The organism is Shewanella sp. ALD9, from assembly GCF_002836315.1.
Lineage (GTDB): Bacteria > Pseudomonadota > Gammaproteobacteria > Enterobacterales > Shewanellaceae > Shewanella.
In genome coordinates this window covers 51107-71017 of record NZ_PJCD01000043.1, presented here as the reverse complement: position 1 = coordinate 71017, position 19911 = coordinate 51107, and the positions used below count along the sequence as shown (strand labels likewise).

At 40.5% G+C, this 19911-nt stretch carries 18 protein-coding genes; 13 read left to right on the top strand and 5 right to left on the bottom strand.

Annotation, left to right across the window (positions count from 1 at the left end; all coding sequences use genetic code 11):
• The first annotated feature begins 7 nt into the window (after positions 1–7).
• Positions 8–2191 carry a glucans biosynthesis glucosyltransferase MdoH gene (gene mdoH / locus CXF88_RS20000; protein WP_197708481.1) on the top strand — a complete coding sequence of 728 codons (2184 nt, stop codon included), beginning with the start codon at positions 8–10 and terminating at the stop codon, positions 2189–2191.
• Positions 2192–2463: 272 nt separating this feature from the next.
• Positions 2464–3897, top strand: a complete 1434-nt coding sequence (locus CXF88_RS19995) for an MFS transporter (protein WP_197708478.1) — start codon at positions 2464–2466, stop codon at positions 3895–3897.
• 19 nt (positions 3898–3916) lie between these two features.
• Here the strand turns inward: CXF88_RS19995 and CXF88_RS19990 are convergent, their stop codons facing one another.
• Positions 3917–4732 (bottom strand): sulfotransferase family protein, encoded by an 816-nt coding sequence (locus CXF88_RS19990; protein ID WP_101088539.1) that lies wholly within the window; start codon positions 4730–4732, stop codon positions 3917–3919.
• 233 nt (positions 4733–4965) lie between these two features.
• Here CXF88_RS19990 and CXF88_RS19985 point away from each other — a divergent pair, with 233 nt between their 5' ends.
• The 4 genes from CXF88_RS19985 (at position 4966) to CXF88_RS19970 (ending at position 12500) form a co-directional block, all read left to right on the top strand.
• Positions 4966–6072 (top strand): Fic family protein, encoded by a 1107-nt coding sequence (locus CXF88_RS19985; RefSeq protein ID WP_101088538.1) that lies wholly within the window; start codon positions 4966–4968, stop codon positions 6070–6072.
• Positions 6073–6467: 395 nt separating this feature from the next.
• Positions 6468–7718 (top strand): DNA (cytosine-5-)-methyltransferase, encoded by a 1251-nt coding sequence (gene dcm, locus CXF88_RS19980; protein ID WP_101088537.1) that lies wholly within the window; start codon positions 6468–6470, stop codon positions 7716–7718.
• Between the two features lie 12 nt (positions 7719–7730).
• Positions 7731–10076 (top strand): restriction endonuclease, encoded by a 2346-nt coding sequence (locus CXF88_RS22020; protein ID WP_197708477.1) that lies wholly within the window; start codon positions 7731–7733, stop codon positions 10074–10076.
• Between the two features lie 18 nt (positions 10077–10094).
• On the top strand, positions 10095–12500 hold the full coding sequence (locus CXF88_RS19970) for a restriction endonuclease-like protein (protein ID WP_101088536.1): 2406 nt from the start codon (positions 10095–10097) through the stop codon (positions 12498–12500).
• Here the strand turns inward: CXF88_RS19970 and CXF88_RS19965 are convergent.
• Complete coding sequence (locus CXF88_RS19965) at positions 12497–12703, bottom strand: hypothetical protein (protein WP_101088535.1); 207 nt, start codon at positions 12701–12703, stop codon at positions 12497–12499. The two genes, CXF88_RS19970 and CXF88_RS19965, sit on opposite strands and share 4 nt — an antisense overlap.
• A 233-nt stretch (positions 12704–12936) precedes the next feature.
• Between CXF88_RS19965 and CXF88_RS19960 the strand changes: the two genes are divergently transcribed.
• The 7 genes from CXF88_RS19960 (at position 12937) to CXF88_RS22015 (ending at position 16133) form a co-directional block, all read left to right on the top strand.
• Positions 12937–13488: a hypothetical protein gene (locus CXF88_RS19960; RefSeq protein WP_101088534.1), complete on the top strand. Its 552-nt coding sequence runs from the start codon at positions 12937–12939 to the stop codon at positions 13486–13488.
• Positions 13489–13525: 37 nt separating this feature from the next.
• Positions 13526–13864 (top strand): hypothetical protein, encoded by a 339-nt coding sequence (locus CXF88_RS19955; RefSeq protein ID WP_157822840.1) that lies wholly within the window; start codon positions 13526–13528, stop codon positions 13862–13864.
• A complete protein-coding gene (locus CXF88_RS19950) occupies positions 13857–14528 on the top strand; it encodes a hypothetical protein (protein WP_101088532.1) in 672 nt (223 codons plus the stop codon). The genes CXF88_RS19955 and CXF88_RS19950 overlap by 8 nt, the downstream gene beginning before the upstream one ends.
• Before the next feature lie 76 nt (positions 14529–14604).
• A complete protein-coding gene (locus CXF88_RS19945; RefSeq protein ID WP_101088531.1) occupies positions 14605–15522 on the top strand; it encodes a viperin family antiviral radical SAM protein in 918 nt (305 codons plus the stop codon).
• Positions 15523–15592: 70 nt separating this feature from the next.
• Positions 15593–15796: a hypothetical protein gene (locus CXF88_RS19940; protein ID WP_101088530.1), complete on the top strand. Its 204-nt coding sequence runs from the start codon at positions 15593–15595 to the stop codon at positions 15794–15796.
• A gap of 49 nt (positions 15797–15845) precedes the next feature.
• On the top strand, positions 15846–15986 hold the full coding sequence (locus CXF88_RS19935) for an alpha-amylase (protein ID WP_101088529.1): 141 nt from the start codon (positions 15846–15848) through the stop codon (positions 15984–15986).
• Positions 15987–15995: 9 nt separating this feature from the next.
• On the top strand, positions 15996–16133 hold the full coding sequence (locus CXF88_RS22015) for a hypothetical protein (protein WP_197708476.1): 138 nt from the start codon (positions 15996–15998) through the stop codon (positions 16131–16133).
• 177 nt (positions 16134–16310) lie between these two features.
• On the opposite strand, the gene CXF88_RS19930 is transcribed toward CXF88_RS22015, so the two are convergent.
• From CXF88_RS19930 to CXF88_RS19920, 3 genes are all read right to left on the bottom strand, one after another.
• Positions 16311–16637, bottom strand: coding sequence for a hypothetical protein (locus CXF88_RS19930; protein WP_101088528.1), 327 nt, complete (start codon positions 16635–16637; stop codon positions 16311–16313).
• 334 nt (positions 16638–16971) lie between these two features.
• On the bottom strand, positions 16972–18288 hold the full coding sequence (locus tag CXF88_RS19925; RefSeq protein WP_011639250.1) for an anaerobic C4-dicarboxylate transporter: 1317 nt from the start codon (positions 18286–18288) through the stop codon (positions 16972–16974).
• Between the two features lie 221 nt (positions 18289–18509).
• Positions 18510–19718 (bottom strand): crosslink repair DNA glycosylase YcaQ family protein, encoded by a 1209-nt coding sequence (locus tag CXF88_RS19920; protein WP_101088527.1) that lies wholly within the window; start codon positions 19716–19718, stop codon positions 18510–18512.
• Between the last annotated feature and the right edge of the window lie 193 nt (positions 19719–19911).

Sequence of the window (19911 nt, the reverse complement as noted above, 5' to 3'; positions counted from 1 at the left end):
GAACATGATGCAGCCTGATGCTGATATTAGTGCCGTCGACCCTATGTTGGTCGGTGGTGCAGCAATGCCGTTAGAGCGACCAGGCCCAATGGAACCGCAAAGTTTACGTGCGTTGTCCGAAGGCATGCCACGTAAAAGTATTATTGCCAATGGCGTAAAGTCAGACGGATTACGCCGTCTCTTAGTGGTTGGCAGCGCTTTTATCATGTCGGTTATGGCTATTTACGAGATGGTATCGGTGTTTAATGTCGGTGGAGTCACGCCACTTGAATACATCGTTTTAGTGTTGTTTGCGGTTAACTTTTGCTGGATTGCATTGGCATTTAGCGGCGGTATAGCCGGCTTTATTATGCTACTCAAAAAGCCCACGACAGAAACTGCCGAAAGCATAAAGTTGCATACCCGCACCGCGATATTAATGCCGACTTATAACGAATCACCCGATCGCGTTTTTGCCGCGGTCGAAGTGATGGCGATGGCATTGGTTGCATCGGGCGAAAGCCATGCGTTTGACTGGTTTATATTAAGCGACACGACCGATCCCGATATTGCGTTGGCAGAAGAGCAGGCATTTTTAATATTGCGTCACCAAGTGAGCAAAGATGCGCGGGTGTATTACCGCCGTCGGCGTAAAAATGATGCCCGTAAAGCCGGTAATGTGGCCGACTTTTGTAAACGCTGGGGCGCTCGATACGACCATTTGTTGGTGCTAGACGCCGACAGTTTAATGGAAACCCACACTATCGTTAGTTTGGCGAGACGGATGCAGGCAGATCCTGATGCCGGGCTTATCCAAACTATTCCGTATTTAATTAATGGCAATACCTTAATGGCGCGACTACAGCAATTTGCTGCGCGAATTTATGGTCCGGTAATTGGTACAGGTTTATCTTGGTGGACCCACAAAGAAGGTAACTTTTGGGGCCACAATGCCATTATCCGCACCCAAGCTTTTATGAGCGCCGCAGGGTTACCCAACCTTGCAGGTAGACCGCCATTTGGTGGTCATATTATGAGCCACGACTTTGTTGAAGCAGCCTTGATTCGACGTGCTGGTTGGAGCGTGGTCATTGCCGCAGACCTTCCAGGGTCTTATGAAGAATGCCCACCGTCTATTGTCGATTTAGCGGTGCGCGATCGCCGTTGGTGCCAAGGCAATTTACAACACTCACGGGTGTTGTTTAGTAAAGGATTACATTGGGTTAGCCGCTTACATTTACTCACGGGGATAATGGCTTATTTGTCATCGCCTTTTTGGTTAATGTTAATTTTGTCGGGTTTAATGCTGGCATTACAAGCGCACTTTATTCGCCCTGAGTATTTTACCGACCAGTTTTCACTATTTCCCACTTGGCCAGTAATGGACTCAGACCGTGCACTACGGTTGTTTTATATCACCATGGGCATATTGTTTGGTCCTAAAATCCTTGGGATCATATTGTTACTAAAAAATAGCATCATGAGTAAGCAATTAGGTGGCAGAGGCAAAGCCATTATTAGCGTGGTAGTTGAAGTGATATTGTCGGCACTGATTGCGCCAATAATGATGCTTATCCACTGCGGTGCTGTGATGTCTATTTTAGCCGGACGCGACAGCGGTTGGGCGCCACAACGACGTGACGACGGCAGTTTACCTTGGCTAACCCTGATTTATCGTCATCGTTGGCACATGTTAATTGGTGCGTTATTAGGTTACGCCGCAGTGCTTGATTCGCTTACCTTGTTGGCGTGGATGAGCCCAGCGCTAATTGGTTTGTGGCTTGCGGTACCACTTTCTGCCATGACAGGCTCAGAGCGATTTGGCTTATGGGTCAAGCACCTAAAAATATTGGCAACCCCGGAAGAGGTGTGTGCGCCGAAGCTGAGCCTAGATTCACAACAACGCCGTAACGAATACGTTAACGCCATTGCACAGCCGTGGACCTTATCAAGGCTATTGAAAGACTCAGAGCTAATGGATTTACATTTAGCCATTATTGACAAAAAGCCGCATCGTTTGCCAGGTTCAGCGGTTGAATCACTCGAAGCCATTACTCGGGTTAAAGTACAAGAAGCACAATGCCAGCATGACATTGTAAAGCTGTTTACCCGTCAAGAATTGGCATATTTACTGGGCAATCCTTTACTGCTAAAACAATTACAAAAGCTTCCTGAAGAGTTTGTTATCGAGGGCTTAGTGTCCTTCTGTTAGGTGGGTTTAATTTTTTGTAGATGTGCAGAAGCCCTGTCGGTTTATATCGACAGGGCTTTTGTGTTTAATAAGTTTATACCAGCACAGTGCGCACTTATGCTTACAATCACAATAGTGGATTATGTGATCGTCATAGATTGTTAGCTGGGCACTTATCAGCCATACTTTTAAACATTAACGCTAACTTGAAACGTCAATTTGTGGCGTTAATCCGTGACGTAAACCCATAACCTTAATCAGTTACTTAGCAATGGCGTGCATTCATACATCTTATGGCTTTAGAACCTTCATCTAGCAGCAATAATCCTTGTTCGCGCAGTCGTGACAGACTGTCGTGGCTTCGGTGCACCCTACGCCGCAGCCAGCAAGAGGCGGTTGCATCGTCAACCATGACCGCCACCAGTGATAACTTTTTTAATGCTTATGCCATATTCTTAGGGGCTAGTTTAGGCCAAATGGGCTGGGTAACTGGCTTACCCCAGTTGTTTGGCTCACTGGCGCAACTGTTGTCAGTATGGCTGGCTAGTCATTTTAGTCGTCGGCAATTTATAGTGGCATGTGCAGTGTTACAAGCCGTAGTCGTGTTAGGTATGGGCGCGTTAGCGGCATTTAGACCTGATAATGCAGTGTGGTTATTTATTGGCTTAGCGGTATTGTATCAAGGGTTTATCAATCTTATTCAGCCGCATTGGCGTGCCTGGATGGGCATGATTGTACCGCAGCGCCGCCGAGGAGCTTTTTTTGCCTCACGTACTCGATTAACTATGATGGCCTCGCTAAGTGTGTTCTTTGTCGGTGGCGGTATTTTAACCTTAACCGACTCAATGCAAATGGCATGGTTGGGTTTTAGTTTACTGTTTTCGATTGCGGCAATGGGCCGGTTTACTTCAGCCTGGTTGTTACTGCAAATGCACGACCCCGAGCCTAGAATTGCCAAAGCGTCTGGGGTGTTTAAACAAACATTTGGTAATTTTCGTGAAGCCTGGAAAGACAAAACCTTCCGCCATTACAGTTTATTTGTTGCGGGTATGCAGTGTATGGTCGCCATTTCGGCACCGTTTTTTGCGGTATACATGCTGGAAGATTTGCATTTTACCTATTTTGAATTTGTGCTTTCCAGCGTAGCGTCTATTGTTACGCAGTTTATTACTTTGCGATTTTGGGGCCGATTCAGCGATCTATACGGTAATAGGTTAGTGATGATCATCACCAGCTGCTTAATACCCAGCTTGCCGTTATTGTGGCTATTTTCCGACAACTATCTTTATATATTGGCGATTCAAGCTTTTTCCGGTTTAGCCTGGAGCGGCTTTACCTTAAGTACTGCCAATTACCTCTACGATATTCGACCTTTTCGCAGTGACTTTGCCATTTATGCCGCATTACAGGCGGCATTGAGTGCGGGTTTTGTGTTTGTTGGTGCGATGGTGGGGGGCGTCATTGCCTCGTATGCAGCAGAGTTTTTAATCTGGACAGGTTTAAACGCTTGGTTAACCAACCCAATATTTTTGGTGTTTATGGTATCGACCACCATGCGATCGCTGGTGGCATTATGGTTTATTCCGCGCTCAGTTGAACCCAAAGCACGCCCAAGGCCGCAATTACTGACACTTATTTTCCGCATCCGTGGTTTTAATGCCATATCGGGTGTGAGTTTAGATTGGTTAACCGTTGCTAAGAAAAAGCGTTCTAAAAATAAAGACTAAGAAAGGATAATTAACAATACTATTCTAGGCGGTAATCAAAAAACTTACGTTTATCTGGCCCAGAAGCATTAGCGCTAATTTTGTTGGGGTGTTTATATTCATCCCAACTGGCCACATTACGGCCCATATTTAACTGTGGAAAGTTCAGTTGCGGAAAGTTAAGCTGTGGAAAGCTCAGCTGCGGAAAGTTTTGCGGCTGAGATTGAAGTTGTGGATATTGAAGCTGCCTAAGTTCAGCCGTATCGGGCTTTGGTAAATTGATAAATTGCAGCAATTTAGCAAAGCTTCCTGTCACACTAATATCAATGGCAATAAAGTCATCTCGCCCTGCAAAATAACTCATTGCTTGTTGCTGGTGGCGCTGATAACAGGCCGTTAAATGCGCTTCATCAAACACATCCTCAACCTGCCATATATCAAAGCTATGATTAAAGCTGCGCTTCATTACCGGATGAAAGCGGCCCTTGTCTTTATCTAAATGCACTAGCATTCTGCCCAGTAACATTTGTATCGACGGCAACCACTTATCTAACGGCCTATCTAAATAGACAAACTTAGCGTTGGGAAATAACTTATCTAATTGCTGATAATCACTAAAACATGGCGCATCAGATACCGCATCGGCCAACATAAACGCCTGCTTAGTAAAGGCTTGGTGGGCAACCGTTAATCCTTGTTCAAGCAACGCCACACTCACACTCGTGGTGCCCGTACGCGGCAGGCCAATAATAAACACTTTATTTGCCTGTTCATTTGCCACAGTGGGTTTAGGCAAAGCGGCTTGTGGCTTAGTGGCTTGTGGTGATGTCGATACTTCAGTCAGCTTGGATGTCATTAATTACAGTCGCATTGAGTTATAAAAATTGAAGGTTATTGAATCAGTAAATGATTATACCGAAATGCCAGCCAAGGTGTTATCGAGCTTGCTAATGGGAGCCATGAGGCAATTAATCATCCTATTCGCCTCATTCTGTGAGGCGAATAAATTGCTATTTGCCTCATATGGTGAGTAGAATAGGCTGGTATTTGCATCAAAACAGTATTTAAGTCAGCTAAACAGGGGTTAATATGTGGATTTGGCAACAGCAAGAATGGCCAGAGTTTGTATGGGATAATGCTCGTATAAGTGCACTATTGAGGCCAATTCAATTTAACCAGGGTTTGCTGCTGGGTAAAATAGGTTCTGAATCCGCTAGTCAATGGACACTCGATACCATGCTGGCCAATATCGTTTATTCAAGTGCTATTGAAGGAGAAAAGCTTAACGCATTTTCTGTACGTTCCTCTTTGGCGAATAAGCTTGGCGTGAGTGAAGAAAAACCTTATCCCACCACGACGCAAACTGATGGTTTAGCTGATATCACCTTAGATGCGCTACAAAACTGGCAACAGCCACTTAGCCTAACGCGTATTTTAGATTGGCATGCTCTGTTGTTTCCGAGTAACCAAGCCGTGTTTAATCCTGTTATTGGCGGTAAGCTAAGCGGCGATGAGCCTATGCAGGTGGTATCGGGGCGTTTAGACAAACCGACAGTGCATTTTGAAGCGCCTCCTCGAGATACGCTAGACCAAAGTTTAACGCAGTTTATTGAGTGGTTTAATCAATCACGAAAACAGGCTGACCTTGATCCGCTAGTACGAGCAGCCATCACTCATTTGTGGTTTGTCACCTTGCACCCGCTTGATGATGGTAATGGACGTATAACGCGTTTACTCACCGACTTAGCGCTCGCGCAAGCTGAGCATCGTTCTATTCATTTTTACACAATGTCAGTTAGTATTCTTGAGCGACGCAAAGCCTATTACGCAATATTAGAGTCTACCCAGCAAGGTGGCTTAGATATCACACCTTGGCTGCTGTGGTTTTTAGACACCTTAAATGACGCTATTCAACACACGCTCAATAGCATTGAGCAAACTACTGCTAAAACCCAATTCTGGCGTCGAGTGGACCAACGCTTACTCACCCCAACATTAACAACAGAACAAGTTAAGGTACTTAACCGGCTGCTTGATGGTGATTTTAGTGATGGGATCAGCAGTAGCCAATATCAAAAAGTGGCTAAAGTCAGCCGCGCCACTGCCACCCGACATTTGGCTCAACTAGTTGAACAACAATGTTTGGTCAAAACCGGCGCGGGCGGTAGAAGCACAAGGTATGTGTTGGTGCGCTAATTTAATATCAACGGATTGAGATTTCCGGAGGTACTAAATTGACAATTTACTTGCTCAATCATTTGCAGCTGTTAAGATTTCACTCCATGTATAAAGATCCAGTTTTTGGGTTGAAACAAAGCTGATTCAGATAACTGTGAGCCATAATTCTGCTTTAGGGATGTCTTGACGTTCTGGTGTTGCTCTATTTAACTTTTAGTTAGGCATCTAGGCTGAATCTGTATTGTAAAAAATGTGTATAACTGCACTCTATTTTAGAGTCGATCGCTTCTCCTATTGTGCATAACTATGTTCCGCAGTGGTCGATTACTTAGGCATTGATTCTTTGATGGATTTTATTCCACAGAACATCCTAATCACGCTTACAAATCATCAAGAGTCTTTAGTAGTTAGTAATGAAAAATAAATTAGAAATGCTTCAAATATCAGAAGAACTTATTGCGCCATTAGCATTGTCTCATGTTCCAGAGGGAACGGACATACAAGCTGTTATTGATCAATGGATACATGCTATTGCTACGGACAGTCACTTTTATTGTAATCCTAGTATTTCAGAACCCAATCAGCTTAAAAAACAAGTGCTTTTAATACTTAAAGAAAAGAAACTTTTTAACAATCGGAGTGAATTCTTCGAACAAGTATTTAGTGAATTAAAATTAAAACCTGAAAAGAAAACATCTTTTAAATTCATCGACTTATTTGCTGGTATCGGTGGTGTGAGGTTAGGCTTTCAAAATGCTGGTGGCGCTTGTGTTTTTTCTTCAGAGTTTGATAAACACGCTCAGAAAACTTACCAGAAAAATCATGGTGAATATCCATTTGGCGATATAACCCTTATCGATCCCCAAAGTATCCCAGATCATGATGTTCTACTGGCTGGTTTTCCTTGCCAACCATTTTCACACGCAGGATTAAAATTAGGGATAGATGATACGCGTGGCACATTGTTTCACAATATAGCCAGTATAATTGAACAGAAACAGCCTAAATTTGCATTATTAGAAAATGTTAAGGGTTTAATTAGCCACGATAAAGGTTATACATTAAAAGTGGTATTAAAGACCCTGACTCGTATTGGTTATAGCTGTAATATCCCGAAAGAGATGATTGAACATGGCAGTATTAAGGACATCCAAGCTTTAGCGAAAAAAATGGTGCTCAAGTCGATTGATTTTGGTATCCCTCAGAATCGTCAAAGAATATATATAGTGCTCTGGAAGGATGGGGTCATTGAAAAATTTGATTACCCTAAGCCTCTTGGTCTGGAAACCAGAGTTGGTAATTTGTTAGAGATAAATCCGGATCCAAAACTGACTATTTCCGCTCGTCTATGGGCTGGACATCAGCGACGTAAGATTCAAAATAAACTAAATGGTAAAGGTTTTGGCTTTGGTTTAGTAACACCAGATTCACCGTATACTAATACAATATCTGCTCGATATTACAAAGATGGTAGTGAAATATTGATTGCTCAGGGCGATGACAATCCTCGAAAAATAAGCCCTAAAGAGGCGGCGCGGCTACAAGGTTTTCCTGACGATTTTGAACCAAGTGATTCAAACGTGCAGGCTTATAAGCAATTTGGAAATAGTGTCACTGTGGCTGTTATTGAAGCAATCGCAAACAAGTTTAAGGATAAATTTTAGTAAAGGACAAGTATGTTAAAATTGCTTAGTGAAATCACTCTGGAAACCCCTTTAGTTATTGAAGCCGGTTTAACGGATTATAAGCTACCAACTAGTGTGAAACAACAATTAGAGTTGATATTAGGGGGCTTAGGCTATGGATTTGATACTTATACTTCATATGCGATAACCGATAAAGCTCGTGAGGATAAGGCCGCAAATTATGCCATTATTCCTAATCAATATTTTGTTTTTGCAAGCAAAATGTTTGATTTTGCAACAGAACTATATAAATACTTTGTTCTTTATGAACGGTTAAGACCACATGCAAGTAAATTGGTTGGTGATGAAAGTTATATCATCAAACAAATTAATGCTGACCCAGATATTGTTAAATTGTTTGATGATAATAATGATATTGCCCTTTTTGCAAAGTTTCTCGATAAGGATAACTCAAAATATCGTCTAGGCTCTAAGCGTTTGATTAATGATAATGGTGTTCCAAGAGGTTCTAGGGATTGTTTTGGTTCTGTGATTTTGAAGGAAATTAATTTACCTGATGCATCATCTAGCATCTTGGGTCGTTTAGTTTTTGACCTATGTGCTAATCCTTCGATTTATGATGTCCTTGTTCAATTATATTCAAACGCTAAAATTGACAAAGATGTTGAAGAAAATAAAGTTTTGGAATTATCGAGTTCTACTATTAGAACTTTTATTAGTGATGTTTTTACTTATTTGTTTAGTAATAAAATTGAAGATGTACTGTTCGACATTTTAGAAAATGTCATTACGTCAAATGGAAAAGTTTACAAAGAATTGGTGATAGGCGATATAAAGATTTATCATTTACTACTGGAGTCAGAAGTTCCTTTAACAGAGCAGGATTTAACTTCAGGTCAAAACATTAGGTATTTTACGCAACCATTTGAGCGAGAAGGTAAGTTTTTTTATCTTACAAACCAATGGGAAGATAATTCCTATGTTGCGAAAAACAGTCGTAACATAACGTCATTTGCTATCATTTTTAACCAGATATATACCAATTTAAAGATTATAAAAGAAAATGATGTTTATAAACTCATCAACACCGCATTTGTGAATAATTGTTTTGATTCACTTTCAAAACCCTTTCTTCTCCTCGCCGGAATCTCTGGTACAGGCAAAACTCGCTTTGTGCGTGAGCAAGCAAAAGGAACCGGTAGTCTTACGGAAACGTATTGTTTAACTTCAGTACGTCCTGATTGGCATGAGCCGAGTGATTTATTGGGTTATATCTCACGCTTAAGTGGCCAAGCTGAATATGTCACTACGGATGTACTGCAGTTTATGGCTAAGTCATGGCGTGCGATAGTTGATGCTGGTTTAATTGTCTCTGCAAAGTCTGTTGATGAACAAGGTGACGTATTAACAGTCTCAGGTGATAAAGCTCAATTAGATAGAGTGTTACCTTATTGGTTGTGTTTAGATGAGATGAATTTAGCGCCTGTTGAACAGTATTTTGCTGATTATTTGTCGGTGGTTGAAACCCGAGAATGGCGCTGGCATGCAGAATCTTTTACGTACCAAAGTGACCCATTATTAAAAAAGAATGTCATTATGCAATTTGATGCTAATGGTGCTCCTGATCTAATATATAACGCAAAACTACGAAGTGAATTAGGTTTTGTGGGCGCAGCTTACGATGATGTTTGGGCACTGTTTGGTCAATATGGTTTAGGTGTCCCTTTTAACCTTATTGTTGCTGGTACAGTGAATATGGATGAAACCACCCATGGTTTCTCGCGTAAGGTGATTGATCGCGCCCTGAGTTTCGATTTTGGTGAATTTTTCCCGAACGACTTTGACTCTTTCTTTGTTCCGACAATTACTCATAAGACCTTAAGTTACCCGATTTATTCACATGCACAGCTTGATGATTTACCTGTTATTGATCGTGATGGAAATAAAACTATTGGTTTTTTAAACGAGATTAATAGCGTGTTGGATAACACTCCGTTTAAGTTAGCGTTTCGTGCGCTGAATGAGTTATTACTAGCCGTGATAACAACTCAACCAACAGATGAACTGCAGCTAAAAGCCGTTTGGGATGATTTTTTAATGTGTAAAGTTCTACCGCGCATTGAAGGAGATAGTGATAAGTTGGCGAGTAAAAGTGCTGACAGGAGTTTGTTAGAACAACTGGCTATATTACTGCAACAAGAATTTTCTGTATTTTGGGATGAGGATAAAAATTCAGTAAAGGCCCGCCCAGATTTATATCGTGAAAATGCAAAGGGAAGCGATAAAGTAATCCGGGTTGCGTGCCGTAGCAAAGCTAAAATTGAATGGATGGAAACTCGATTAGCGCGATCTGGTTTTACTAGCTTTTGGCCGTAACTATCGGAGTTAATGTCTATGCCTGAGCTATTTAGAATACAAACTGCACATTATGAATTTACTGTGTGGGCAAGTGATATCTCTAAGCGTCAACAAGCTCATCAACAGACTTTGGACAAGCGTGGTATCTGTGCTAATCAACAGCCTGCTATAGTTCACTTCTCGCCTACTTTGCTTATCACTGAGGCTTCTGTATTGGAGTCGCTTGTCGTCCAAACTGCTGAACATTTGAATTGTTTAACGTTAGATAGAGCTTTATTTTTTGAAAATATGCAGTATCAATTTGAGTGGATATTTTTAGATGAGGTTACTCATGCTGAATTAGGTCATAGGCTTAAATCAGTGAACGATAGTTTTCGTTTTGCTAAAGCTAGAGGGCGAATGCCTGCTCGTTTAACCGGTACCATTAACACCCAAAATGATGTTGGTTGGATGCGGTTACCTTTACGTTACCAACGCGCAGGAATAAAGCTGGAGTGCAGTTTTTCATTTGAAGTGTTACCCACTAAAATGGATTTGCACAGTGATTTACCCGCTATGTATAAAACCATAGATCAGATATATCCATTATGGCGTTTTAGTCTTGCTGAAAAAACAGAGCAAGGAGTTGCGAAAAGTAAGCAAAGAGATCCTTTCCCATTATTTTGGCTTGCCCACTTTAATACTTTGAGGAAAAAATTAGAGCAAGGACTAAAGATCATTTCGCAATCGCCTCATAGTCGCTTACAGCCTCAAGTGTCTCATGTCCGTGCTGATCGCTTAAAAGGTCGTTTATCACCTCGACTTGTCACTCGGGTGAAACAGGACCTTGTCAGTGGCATATTTGATAAACGCTATCGAGTTGAAAAAAAACATTTAAGTGTTGATACTCCCGAGAACCGTTTTATTAAAATGGTGGTTACGCAATGTAAAAAGCAGTTAGGTAAGTTTGAAACTCAACTAAGAAAAAATAATAGGGCCCCGGATAAACAACGTATTTCAGATGCTTTTCTAGCGGAGTTAGCAAGCTGGCAATTACCTTTACAACATATTCAAAATCAGAGCTTTTTTAAAGAACTAGGGCCCTTTAATGGTTTAGCTAGTGAATCTTTGGTGTTACAACAAAAAACGGGGTACAGCGCGGTATACCAGGTATGGCAAGAGCTTAAATTTTATTTAGATGTACTTGGGAATCAATCAAGTGTGTCAATGAAATCGGTTGCTGAGATTTATGAAGTATGGTGTTTCTTGATGGTGCGTCGTATTTTGATTGACGAGCTGGGTTTCATTGAAAAGGTATCAAAGAAAAAAAGTTTGAAGCTAAAGGACTTTTTTGAATATCAGCTAAAAGATGGCTTTACCGGAGCATTTGAATTTGAAAGAAGTGATGGCGTTAAAATCAGGCTTGCGCATGAACCACCTTTTAAGAAGTATGCGGATAAGGTACGGACCTATTTAGTGAGTCAGCAACCAGATATTTTGTTAGAGGTGACTTTTCCGAAGCCGAGCGATAAAAGTTTTATTTGGCTTTTTGATGCTAAATATCGTATTAAAACTGAAAACAATCGTTTTGATCATGACGATATTGATGTGTTAGATCACGTGCCTGACGATGCTATTAACCAGATGCATCGTTACCGTGATGCATTAATTAAAGTGACTGAAGGTTTACATTCAACGAATAGCAATAAAAGTCGTCCTGTATTTGGAGCTTTTGCACTTTATCCTGGTTATTTTGATCAAGAAAATGAGGTAAACCCTTACCATCATGCTATTAAAGAAATTGGGATAGGAGCATTTGCTTTGTTGCCAAGCATGGCAGGAGAAAAGCAAAATATTAACGGACACTTTTGGTTATTAAATTTTTTGCGTGAGCAAATTGGTGACAAGCCTAATTTAAAAGTGCATTACAGTAGCAACACTCTAGAAGAGCGCCTTTATGTACAAGAGGCGGCGCGTATTCCTTATTATGGTATGAAGCAAATGCTGTATCAGGATTTGACTATGACAATAGCGCTTGGTCATTCGGAAGGGAGAGCACCAGAATATTATGATGGATTTATTAACGATTCTGCTAGCCATTATCATATGCCAGAAGCAACGTTTAAATTAAAGTTTAAAGACCATGTATTAAAAGAGATTTGTTACTTAGCGTTAGTGATTAAAGATGGCCAAGATGCTGTGATTTCTAAAGTTTGGCCAGTAAGGTCAGTAAAAAGAATGAAGCGAAATTTACTTAAGATTGACCAAACAGGTAAGCAAAGTAAGTCGGATGAAGTGTATTTTATTTTCGAATTAGGCAATCCACTCAAGTTAAAATTTGAAGTAAGGTCTATCCCCCAAAACTCGTTTCGTGCGTCAATGAAGCTGACTACATTAAACTTGTTGGAAAAAACTAAAATATTCAGTGAACTTGAATCTGTCTATGATGAAGCGCTCGTTTAAACATTCAGGTGTAAGACTATGTTTTCTGTAGCCTCATTAAAAGCATCATCCACAGTAAAAACCAACCCAGAATCCAACTCTGCATCATCCTTAGAAACCGACCAAATATAGCCTTCACCGTGATGGTCGGGATTAGGCTCTATATAAATATCAAACCCCTCAATAGTCTCTTCAACAATTTCGGTGTATGAATTATCACACATGGTGTTATCTCCAATAAAATCTATGTCTTATTGTCGCTGTAATAGGTAGGGAGATCCACGGACTATGAGTCACATTGACTGCCGATCCCTACAAATCGATTTTTGGTTAGCAATGTGTGTGAACTCACTAATTTGAATAGTATCTAGGTGTAAACATAGACGTGCTACGAAGACACGTATAAAATAAGAAAGTAATTAATTTCAATCATATAGATTGCATCCAAGGACGGTTTATGACAGTAATAAGCAAGATAGATTTATTTTTTACCAATGTAGTAGCATGGCTAATTTACAAGATAGGTTATGTTTTGGTTGCTCTAATTGGTATCACCGCAATTATTTCAATCCCGCTTACTTTCCTTGAGTATTCGGAAGGGTTTGCAGATCTCGATTTTTTGGAAACGTCCTTAATCGCTCTCTTTTTTATTATGATCTGGCGTTTCGTCAAAAAATCTAGAACCGCAGAGTTAAGTTACTGGTCTGCAATAAAAAAACTATTCATTGTACTCACTTTAGGTTTGTTATTTTTGAATTTAATTGAAGCTAGCTTTATGTATTTCCTTCTTTACGATCAGGGAAATCTTACTGTTGCTTTTGTAGAACGCTATGATGATAGGATCACCTTTTTTGACTCAATAGTCTTGATAGTCATGCTATACGGGCTAATACCTACTGCTAAGCCAAAACATGTAAATTCTGCACATGACAAGAAAGACTCTCAGGTTGATATGCCTAAAGATGTTGATAATGATTCTGATTTGGAGCTAAAACCTAATGGTATGTAAACAAATAATATTAGTTAGTGTGATGCTCTGTGCGAACATGATTGTGCCAGCACATGCTAAGCCGTTGCCTTTTAGTGATGATGCAGAGTTTTTAGTACAAGCTTGCCAAGAGGCCGTTAGTATTTATAAGAGCCGTGATGAGAAAGCATTATTGGCCTCTGTAAGAACATCTTCATCAGAGGCCATGAGAGCTGGGTATTGTATTGGTGTATTGCAGCAATATATAAGGCAGAATTCGTCTTGTGGTTACAGCCGTTACCGGAAAACTAACTGGTATCCAATAGCGCTATTAATTGCAGATGTTTCTTTTGGTGTTAATGCGGTTGATAGAACAACCTCCTCAACCGCTTTATTAGAAAGGGTTTATTGTGACTAGTAGTGGAATGACTATACCGGATGCTATCTATAAATTATTTGGTATTAAAGTGGCGAAAGACAGCCCATTCCTTAAGAATAAAGCTAATTCTTTGGTTCGCAACGGTTTGATTAAAACGGTTCAAAAAAAGCATGTTCAACGTGCGACTGTGTATTTAGCTGATACAGCTCAATTAACTGTTTTACATAACGCCTTAATTATCAATGCAATTTACGTTGATCCCAAAGATGTTAAACAGATTTTTGATGATATCGCTTATAGAGCAGAGTGTGCCCAGACGATTAAAGCACTTTTATCCGGTATGAATAGTGTTTTGGGAATAGCGCTTCAAAATAGTCAAGTACAGGCATTAATTGATACCTTGTCGTCAACTGTAAGCCTTTACGATATTAAGCTCCCTAATCCATTTTCTAAGCTTCCGCAGGTAGCAATGGGCGATAATACAGGCATGTTAAATGCGCTGTTGGTTCAATCTTCAACGTTAGCCTCTACTGATACAATATTGATGGCTTATCTCCAATCTGATTGGAATAAGGCTCAACAGCTATGTGAGCAGGCAGATGATTCTGTTTTGGGCGTTACAGAACTCAAGCAAGCAATCGCTTTACAATTACAGGAAGCTAGCGATTTTGATGACTTGCTTGATCAAATGAGAAATTTTTAAAAAGTTCAAAATAATGTCTTGTTAGTGCATTGCACTGAGTGAATCTGAGTTTGTTATCAACAAACGGAGATTCAAAATGCTAACAAGTAAAGTGCAAGAGCTCGTGATCAACTTCCACATGACCGAGGCGTGCAACTACCGTTGCGACTATTGCTATGCAACATGGGATAACCATGTTCATTCATCAGAATTACACCACCATACAACCCAAGTTATTCACTTGCTCGATAACTTGGCAGCTTATTTCCTTCATGACAATCCTCTAAAACACCGAATGGGTTATCACACCGTACGCATAAATTTCGCTGGTGGTGAGCCTATTATGCTTGGTAGTCGATTTATCGATGCGTTGTTTTATGCTAAATCACTAGGGTTTAATACTTCGATAATTACCAATGGGCATTTTTTGAATGTTCAGATGTTAACCCGTATTGCATCGAAAATAGATATGTTGGGGATCAGTTTTGACACAGGAGATTATCTCGTTGCAAGTAGCATTGGACGTATTGATAGAAAAGGATCTTGGTTATCACCAGAAAAACTTATCGATATTTGTCGCACTTATCGAGATTTGAATTCGTTGGGTAAGCTGAAGCTGAATACTGTTGTTAATGCATTCAACTGGCGAGAAAACCTATTAAATACAGTACAACAGATTCAACCAGATAAGTGGAAATTATTAAGAGTCCTACCTGTGCATAATCAAAATTGTACAATTACTAATGATCAATATCAGGCTTATGTTACTCGGCATCAATCACTGTCGAGCTTTATTGTTGAGGAAGATAACGATGCGATGTGGCAATCATATTTGATGATCAATCCTAACGGTTGTTTTTATCAGAATAGTTACCACGGTGCAGGTCTAAGTCAAAGTCAGCCCATTTTAGAGGTCGGCGTTGAAACTGCATTTGAGCAGATAAGTTTTAATGTTGAAGCATTTTCTCATCGTTACCAGTCTCCACGTACTTCGGACGGCCATCATAGGTTTTAAAGATTAAGCATTAATGCTGCTTGCTTAGGTGACTATGCAAGTAAGGCTCTTTAAAATATATGGATGACAGATGAAAAAATACAGCAGTGATAAAAATATTAATAACCTTGTTTATCAGATTATTAAAAGTAAAGGATGGCGGGAATATCGTCGTGGTCGGCATCTTATTTTAATGGCTCCGAATGGACGTAGGTTGTCGGTGCCTGGAACACCTAGTGATATAAGGGCATTCAATAACTTCAAAAGTGATGTTCGACGATTGCAGGGGGATTAGATGGCTAATCTCCCGTGATCAATCTAACTTACTTTTTAAGGATATTAAAATGAATAGCAATAACCATAAAACTGATCAATCAAATGACAATAAAGGCACACTAGGAACGAATAAGTCTTATCAAAAAGTGCTGGATAATCGTAGCCAACAATTGAACCCCAATAACCCTCGTCATCAAGGAAAAAAATAAGGAGACGCTATGCCAGATACATCAGATATGACACAAGACGAGTTGGATAATTGGTCTGATATTAATAATCCCAATAACGATGCGGATATGGATGATTGGGCTGATATACATAATCCTAACAATGAAGATTATATTGGGGAGAGTTAATCACTTTAAATAGTGTTGTTTCAATGGATAGTGCTAACGCACTATCCATTGTCTAGATTAATTCCATCAAAGCCTGCTATATCGGCATCTGCAACTGTTGAAAACAGGATGTTTTCGTCAAGCCCCCATGGATGGGTTTACGGCGTGTTGCAGAGAGCGATATGGTGGGCGGAATAGCTAAAGGGTTATTAGATTAAGATGAGCGATAAGATCTTCACATGTTTCGCACTCAAAGATGTTAACAGCTTCAGCACCAGCATATATTTCAGGGAATTCATCATTACCTTCATTGATGGCAGATTCGATAGTGTAACGTGCACTTTCTATTTCACGGTTGCTAACTAGTTCATGCTCTACCCATAATATATTGTATTGGTCATTCTGTTTGAAATAGAAGCTTACACAAGTGTCGTTACCGTAACTGTTATCGATTAAAAATGGATAATCATTAGGGTTAAATCCCAAATTAAACTGAGTTCCAAAAGCTTGTAAATATGGCTGCATAATCATATTTCTTATATTTTTTAAGGTACATTTATTATAGTTTAAATCGTTATTTTTATAGGGTTACGAGTTACCTTTTTAGTAAAAATAGAGTTCGCTATACAAGATTTTTAACTCTATATTTTGTATTGATTATCAAAATTTTAACTTCATACTTTGGTACTATCTACTAGTGGTTGGAGTTGCCTAGCATTCAAGTTCTCACCTAGTAATAAACATAAAAATGGCAGCCAGTTTGGCTGCCATTCTTATTGATGCTAGTAACTTATTTGGGTCAATTCACTAGCGGTTTATCACTTTAGTTCTTAGCTCAAAGCCAAATTACAAGCTAGGGCTAGTTAATTGCCATCGATATAAAGTAACCCACAAATGTTGCTGTTACTACGCCAATAAAGCCTGGAATAATAAAGCTGTGGTTGAGCACGTACTTACCAATGTGGGTGGTGCCGGTTCTATCAAAACTAATTGCCGCTAAATCGCTTGGGTAGAATGGGAAGAAGAAGTAGGCATAACACGCTGGCAGTACACCAATTAATACTGGTGCTGGGATGCCGAGTGAATACCCTAATGGCAGCATTATAGTTAATACCGCAGCCTGACTTTTTAAGAAAATAGACGACACAAACATCGCGATAGCAAATGTCCATGGATACACACTGACAATGTCGCTTACCGCGCTCACCAAATAGGTTTTATGGTGCTCAATAATGGTGTCGCTCATCCATGCAATACCAAAAATGATAATGACCGCAGTCATACCGGCGGTAAACACGTTACTGGTGACAATTTTTTTCGGGGAGATGTTGGTGGCGAGTAAAATTACTCCACCGACTGACAGCATCATAAACTGAATCGCGACCGACATGCTGACGCCAGCAGGCAGTATTTGCTTACTAAACATCGCCACCATGATAACGGCAAATATACCCAGTAAAAATACTGTTAAACCTTTCTTTGCTGTCGATTCGGCCTGGGGTGTTTGCACCTCATCTGCTTTTGGGTCGGTTAATGCTTCACGAAACTCATCATCTGTTAAACGTGCCTGAAACTCTTCATCTTTATCTAAATCTTTACCGCGCTTTAAGCTCCAAGTACACGCTACTAGTAAGCCTGTTAGTGTGGCGGGAATGGTCACCATGAGTACATCAAGTAAGTTAATATCTAGATTGTTATCAACGGCAGTGGCAAGCACTACTGCGGCAGCTGCGGCAATTGGGCTGGCTGTAATACCCATTTGTGATGCTACAGTTGCCATGGCTAATGGACGTTCTGGGCGGATGCCTTTTTTGTACGCCACATCGTAAATTACAGGAAGAAGGGGATAAACAGAATGACCCGTACCAACCAGAACGGTTAATGAATAGGTACATAGCGGGCCTAAAAAGACGATATGCTCAGGATGTTTACGTAATAGTTTTTCAGCAAACTTTACCAACAGCTTTAAACCGCCAGTGGCCTCTAACGTCGCCGAAGCCGCCACTACGGCTAGAATAATTAACATTACACTGATAGGTGGCGCACCTGGTGCAACGCCAAATACAAATGCGAGTACCGAAACACCTAACCCGCCCAATAAACCAAAGGCGATACCGCCATGGCGAATACCAACAAATATCACCGCTAATAACAGCAGCATGTGTATATAAAACATCGTGTTTTCTCCCCGCGTAGGTTTTTATGTAGGTTGTTATTATTTTTAGCCTTTTGAAGGTATCCCACTACATCTTTGGGGTTAGTGATGTAACTCAAGCTATTGAATTGGGTGTGGTAATAAATGTTTAAAACGTGAACAACATTACATACCGCTGCGTATATTGTGTTGCGTCACTTTTGTAGGGGAAGGGAGCTGTATTCGAAGCACAGAATATGCAGTTAACTACTCTGTTGATTTGCTTTGAATAACATTTTGGCAATCGTTTTATCGTTACATTGTATTAGCTGCCAACGCTGACAGTTGTTGAATGTGCAGTAGTGATTAATGGCCTCAATTAACGCAGAAACAAAATATGCTTTGTCATGCAGCTCATCTCGCTGGTTGGTTAATGTTTGCGTTTCAATGTGCAGGTTTTGCAGTAGCAAACAATGGTTTTTACGATCGGCTTTTACATCCACGCGGCCAACAAAACCGTCACGCCATAGAATGGGCAGTGAATAATAGCCGAATTGGCGTTTAGCCTCAGGCACATACACTTCTATTTGATAATCAAACCCAAACCACAACTTAAGCTTTTGGCGTTGAATGACTAAATTATCAAACGGATTAAGTAGCCAGACTTTATTGGGAATAGCAGTGGGTAAGGTGAGCGTAGGTTGGTAGAAGTAAACGTGTTGTGTATTGGCGCTGGGGTCGGTAAAGCTGGCGATATCACCTTGTTCGCACAGTTGCGCTAATGTTTGGCTGAGTAGCGGTTTAAGGCCTTTGCGTAAATATTGTATTTGCTGCAAATTACCAAAACCATGCGCCGATAAATAACGCTGAATCAAGTGTTGAGCAAATTCTGTATCGCTAGGCACTGTGGTATCGATGTGCTTGGGTAGTACTCGCTCTGTTAAGTCGTACACCTTTTGAAACTTGTCGCGCCTAGCAACCATTAACTCGCCTTGCATAAACAACTGCTCAAGCGCTTTTTTAGCTGGTTTCCAATCCCACCAAGTGCCATTTTTAGTGTCTGATTCATGGGTAAACTGACTGGCTTTTAATGGACCTTCGGCACTAATACGGGCTTTAACTTCACGCATGACTTTATGTTCTGGTTCAAACCAATGCTTACCACCTTGTTGTAATTGCTGTTTGCGATACAGGCTAAAACGGTAATCTTCAATAGGCAGATAAGCAGCCGCATGGGACCAGTACTCAAACACGGTTTTATCGCTCATTGCTGCATCTAACATGGTGGCAGAATATTCGGGCAGACGACTGTGTAATACATGATGATGCGCGCGTTCGACCACATTAATAGAGTCAATTTGCACATAACTTAATTGCCGGATAAGCTTTGGCAATGACTCCAAAGGTTGTAATAAACCTTGTTGTTGCATATTGAGTTGGAGCCACTGTTTAGCTGAGTAGGGATTGGTCATTAAGCGCCCTATATTGAATGGGTAAACAAATTAAAACACGAGGATAAGTGCCATTGTAGGTCGAATTTTATAGTAGTGTACATCTCGCTGTTTATGATAGGTCTCTATAAATGACGGCGAGAGAATGTTGATATGTTTCACACGCTTTAGCGAGTAAATCTCACCTTAACGGTTACAGCGTGTAAGTTGTATT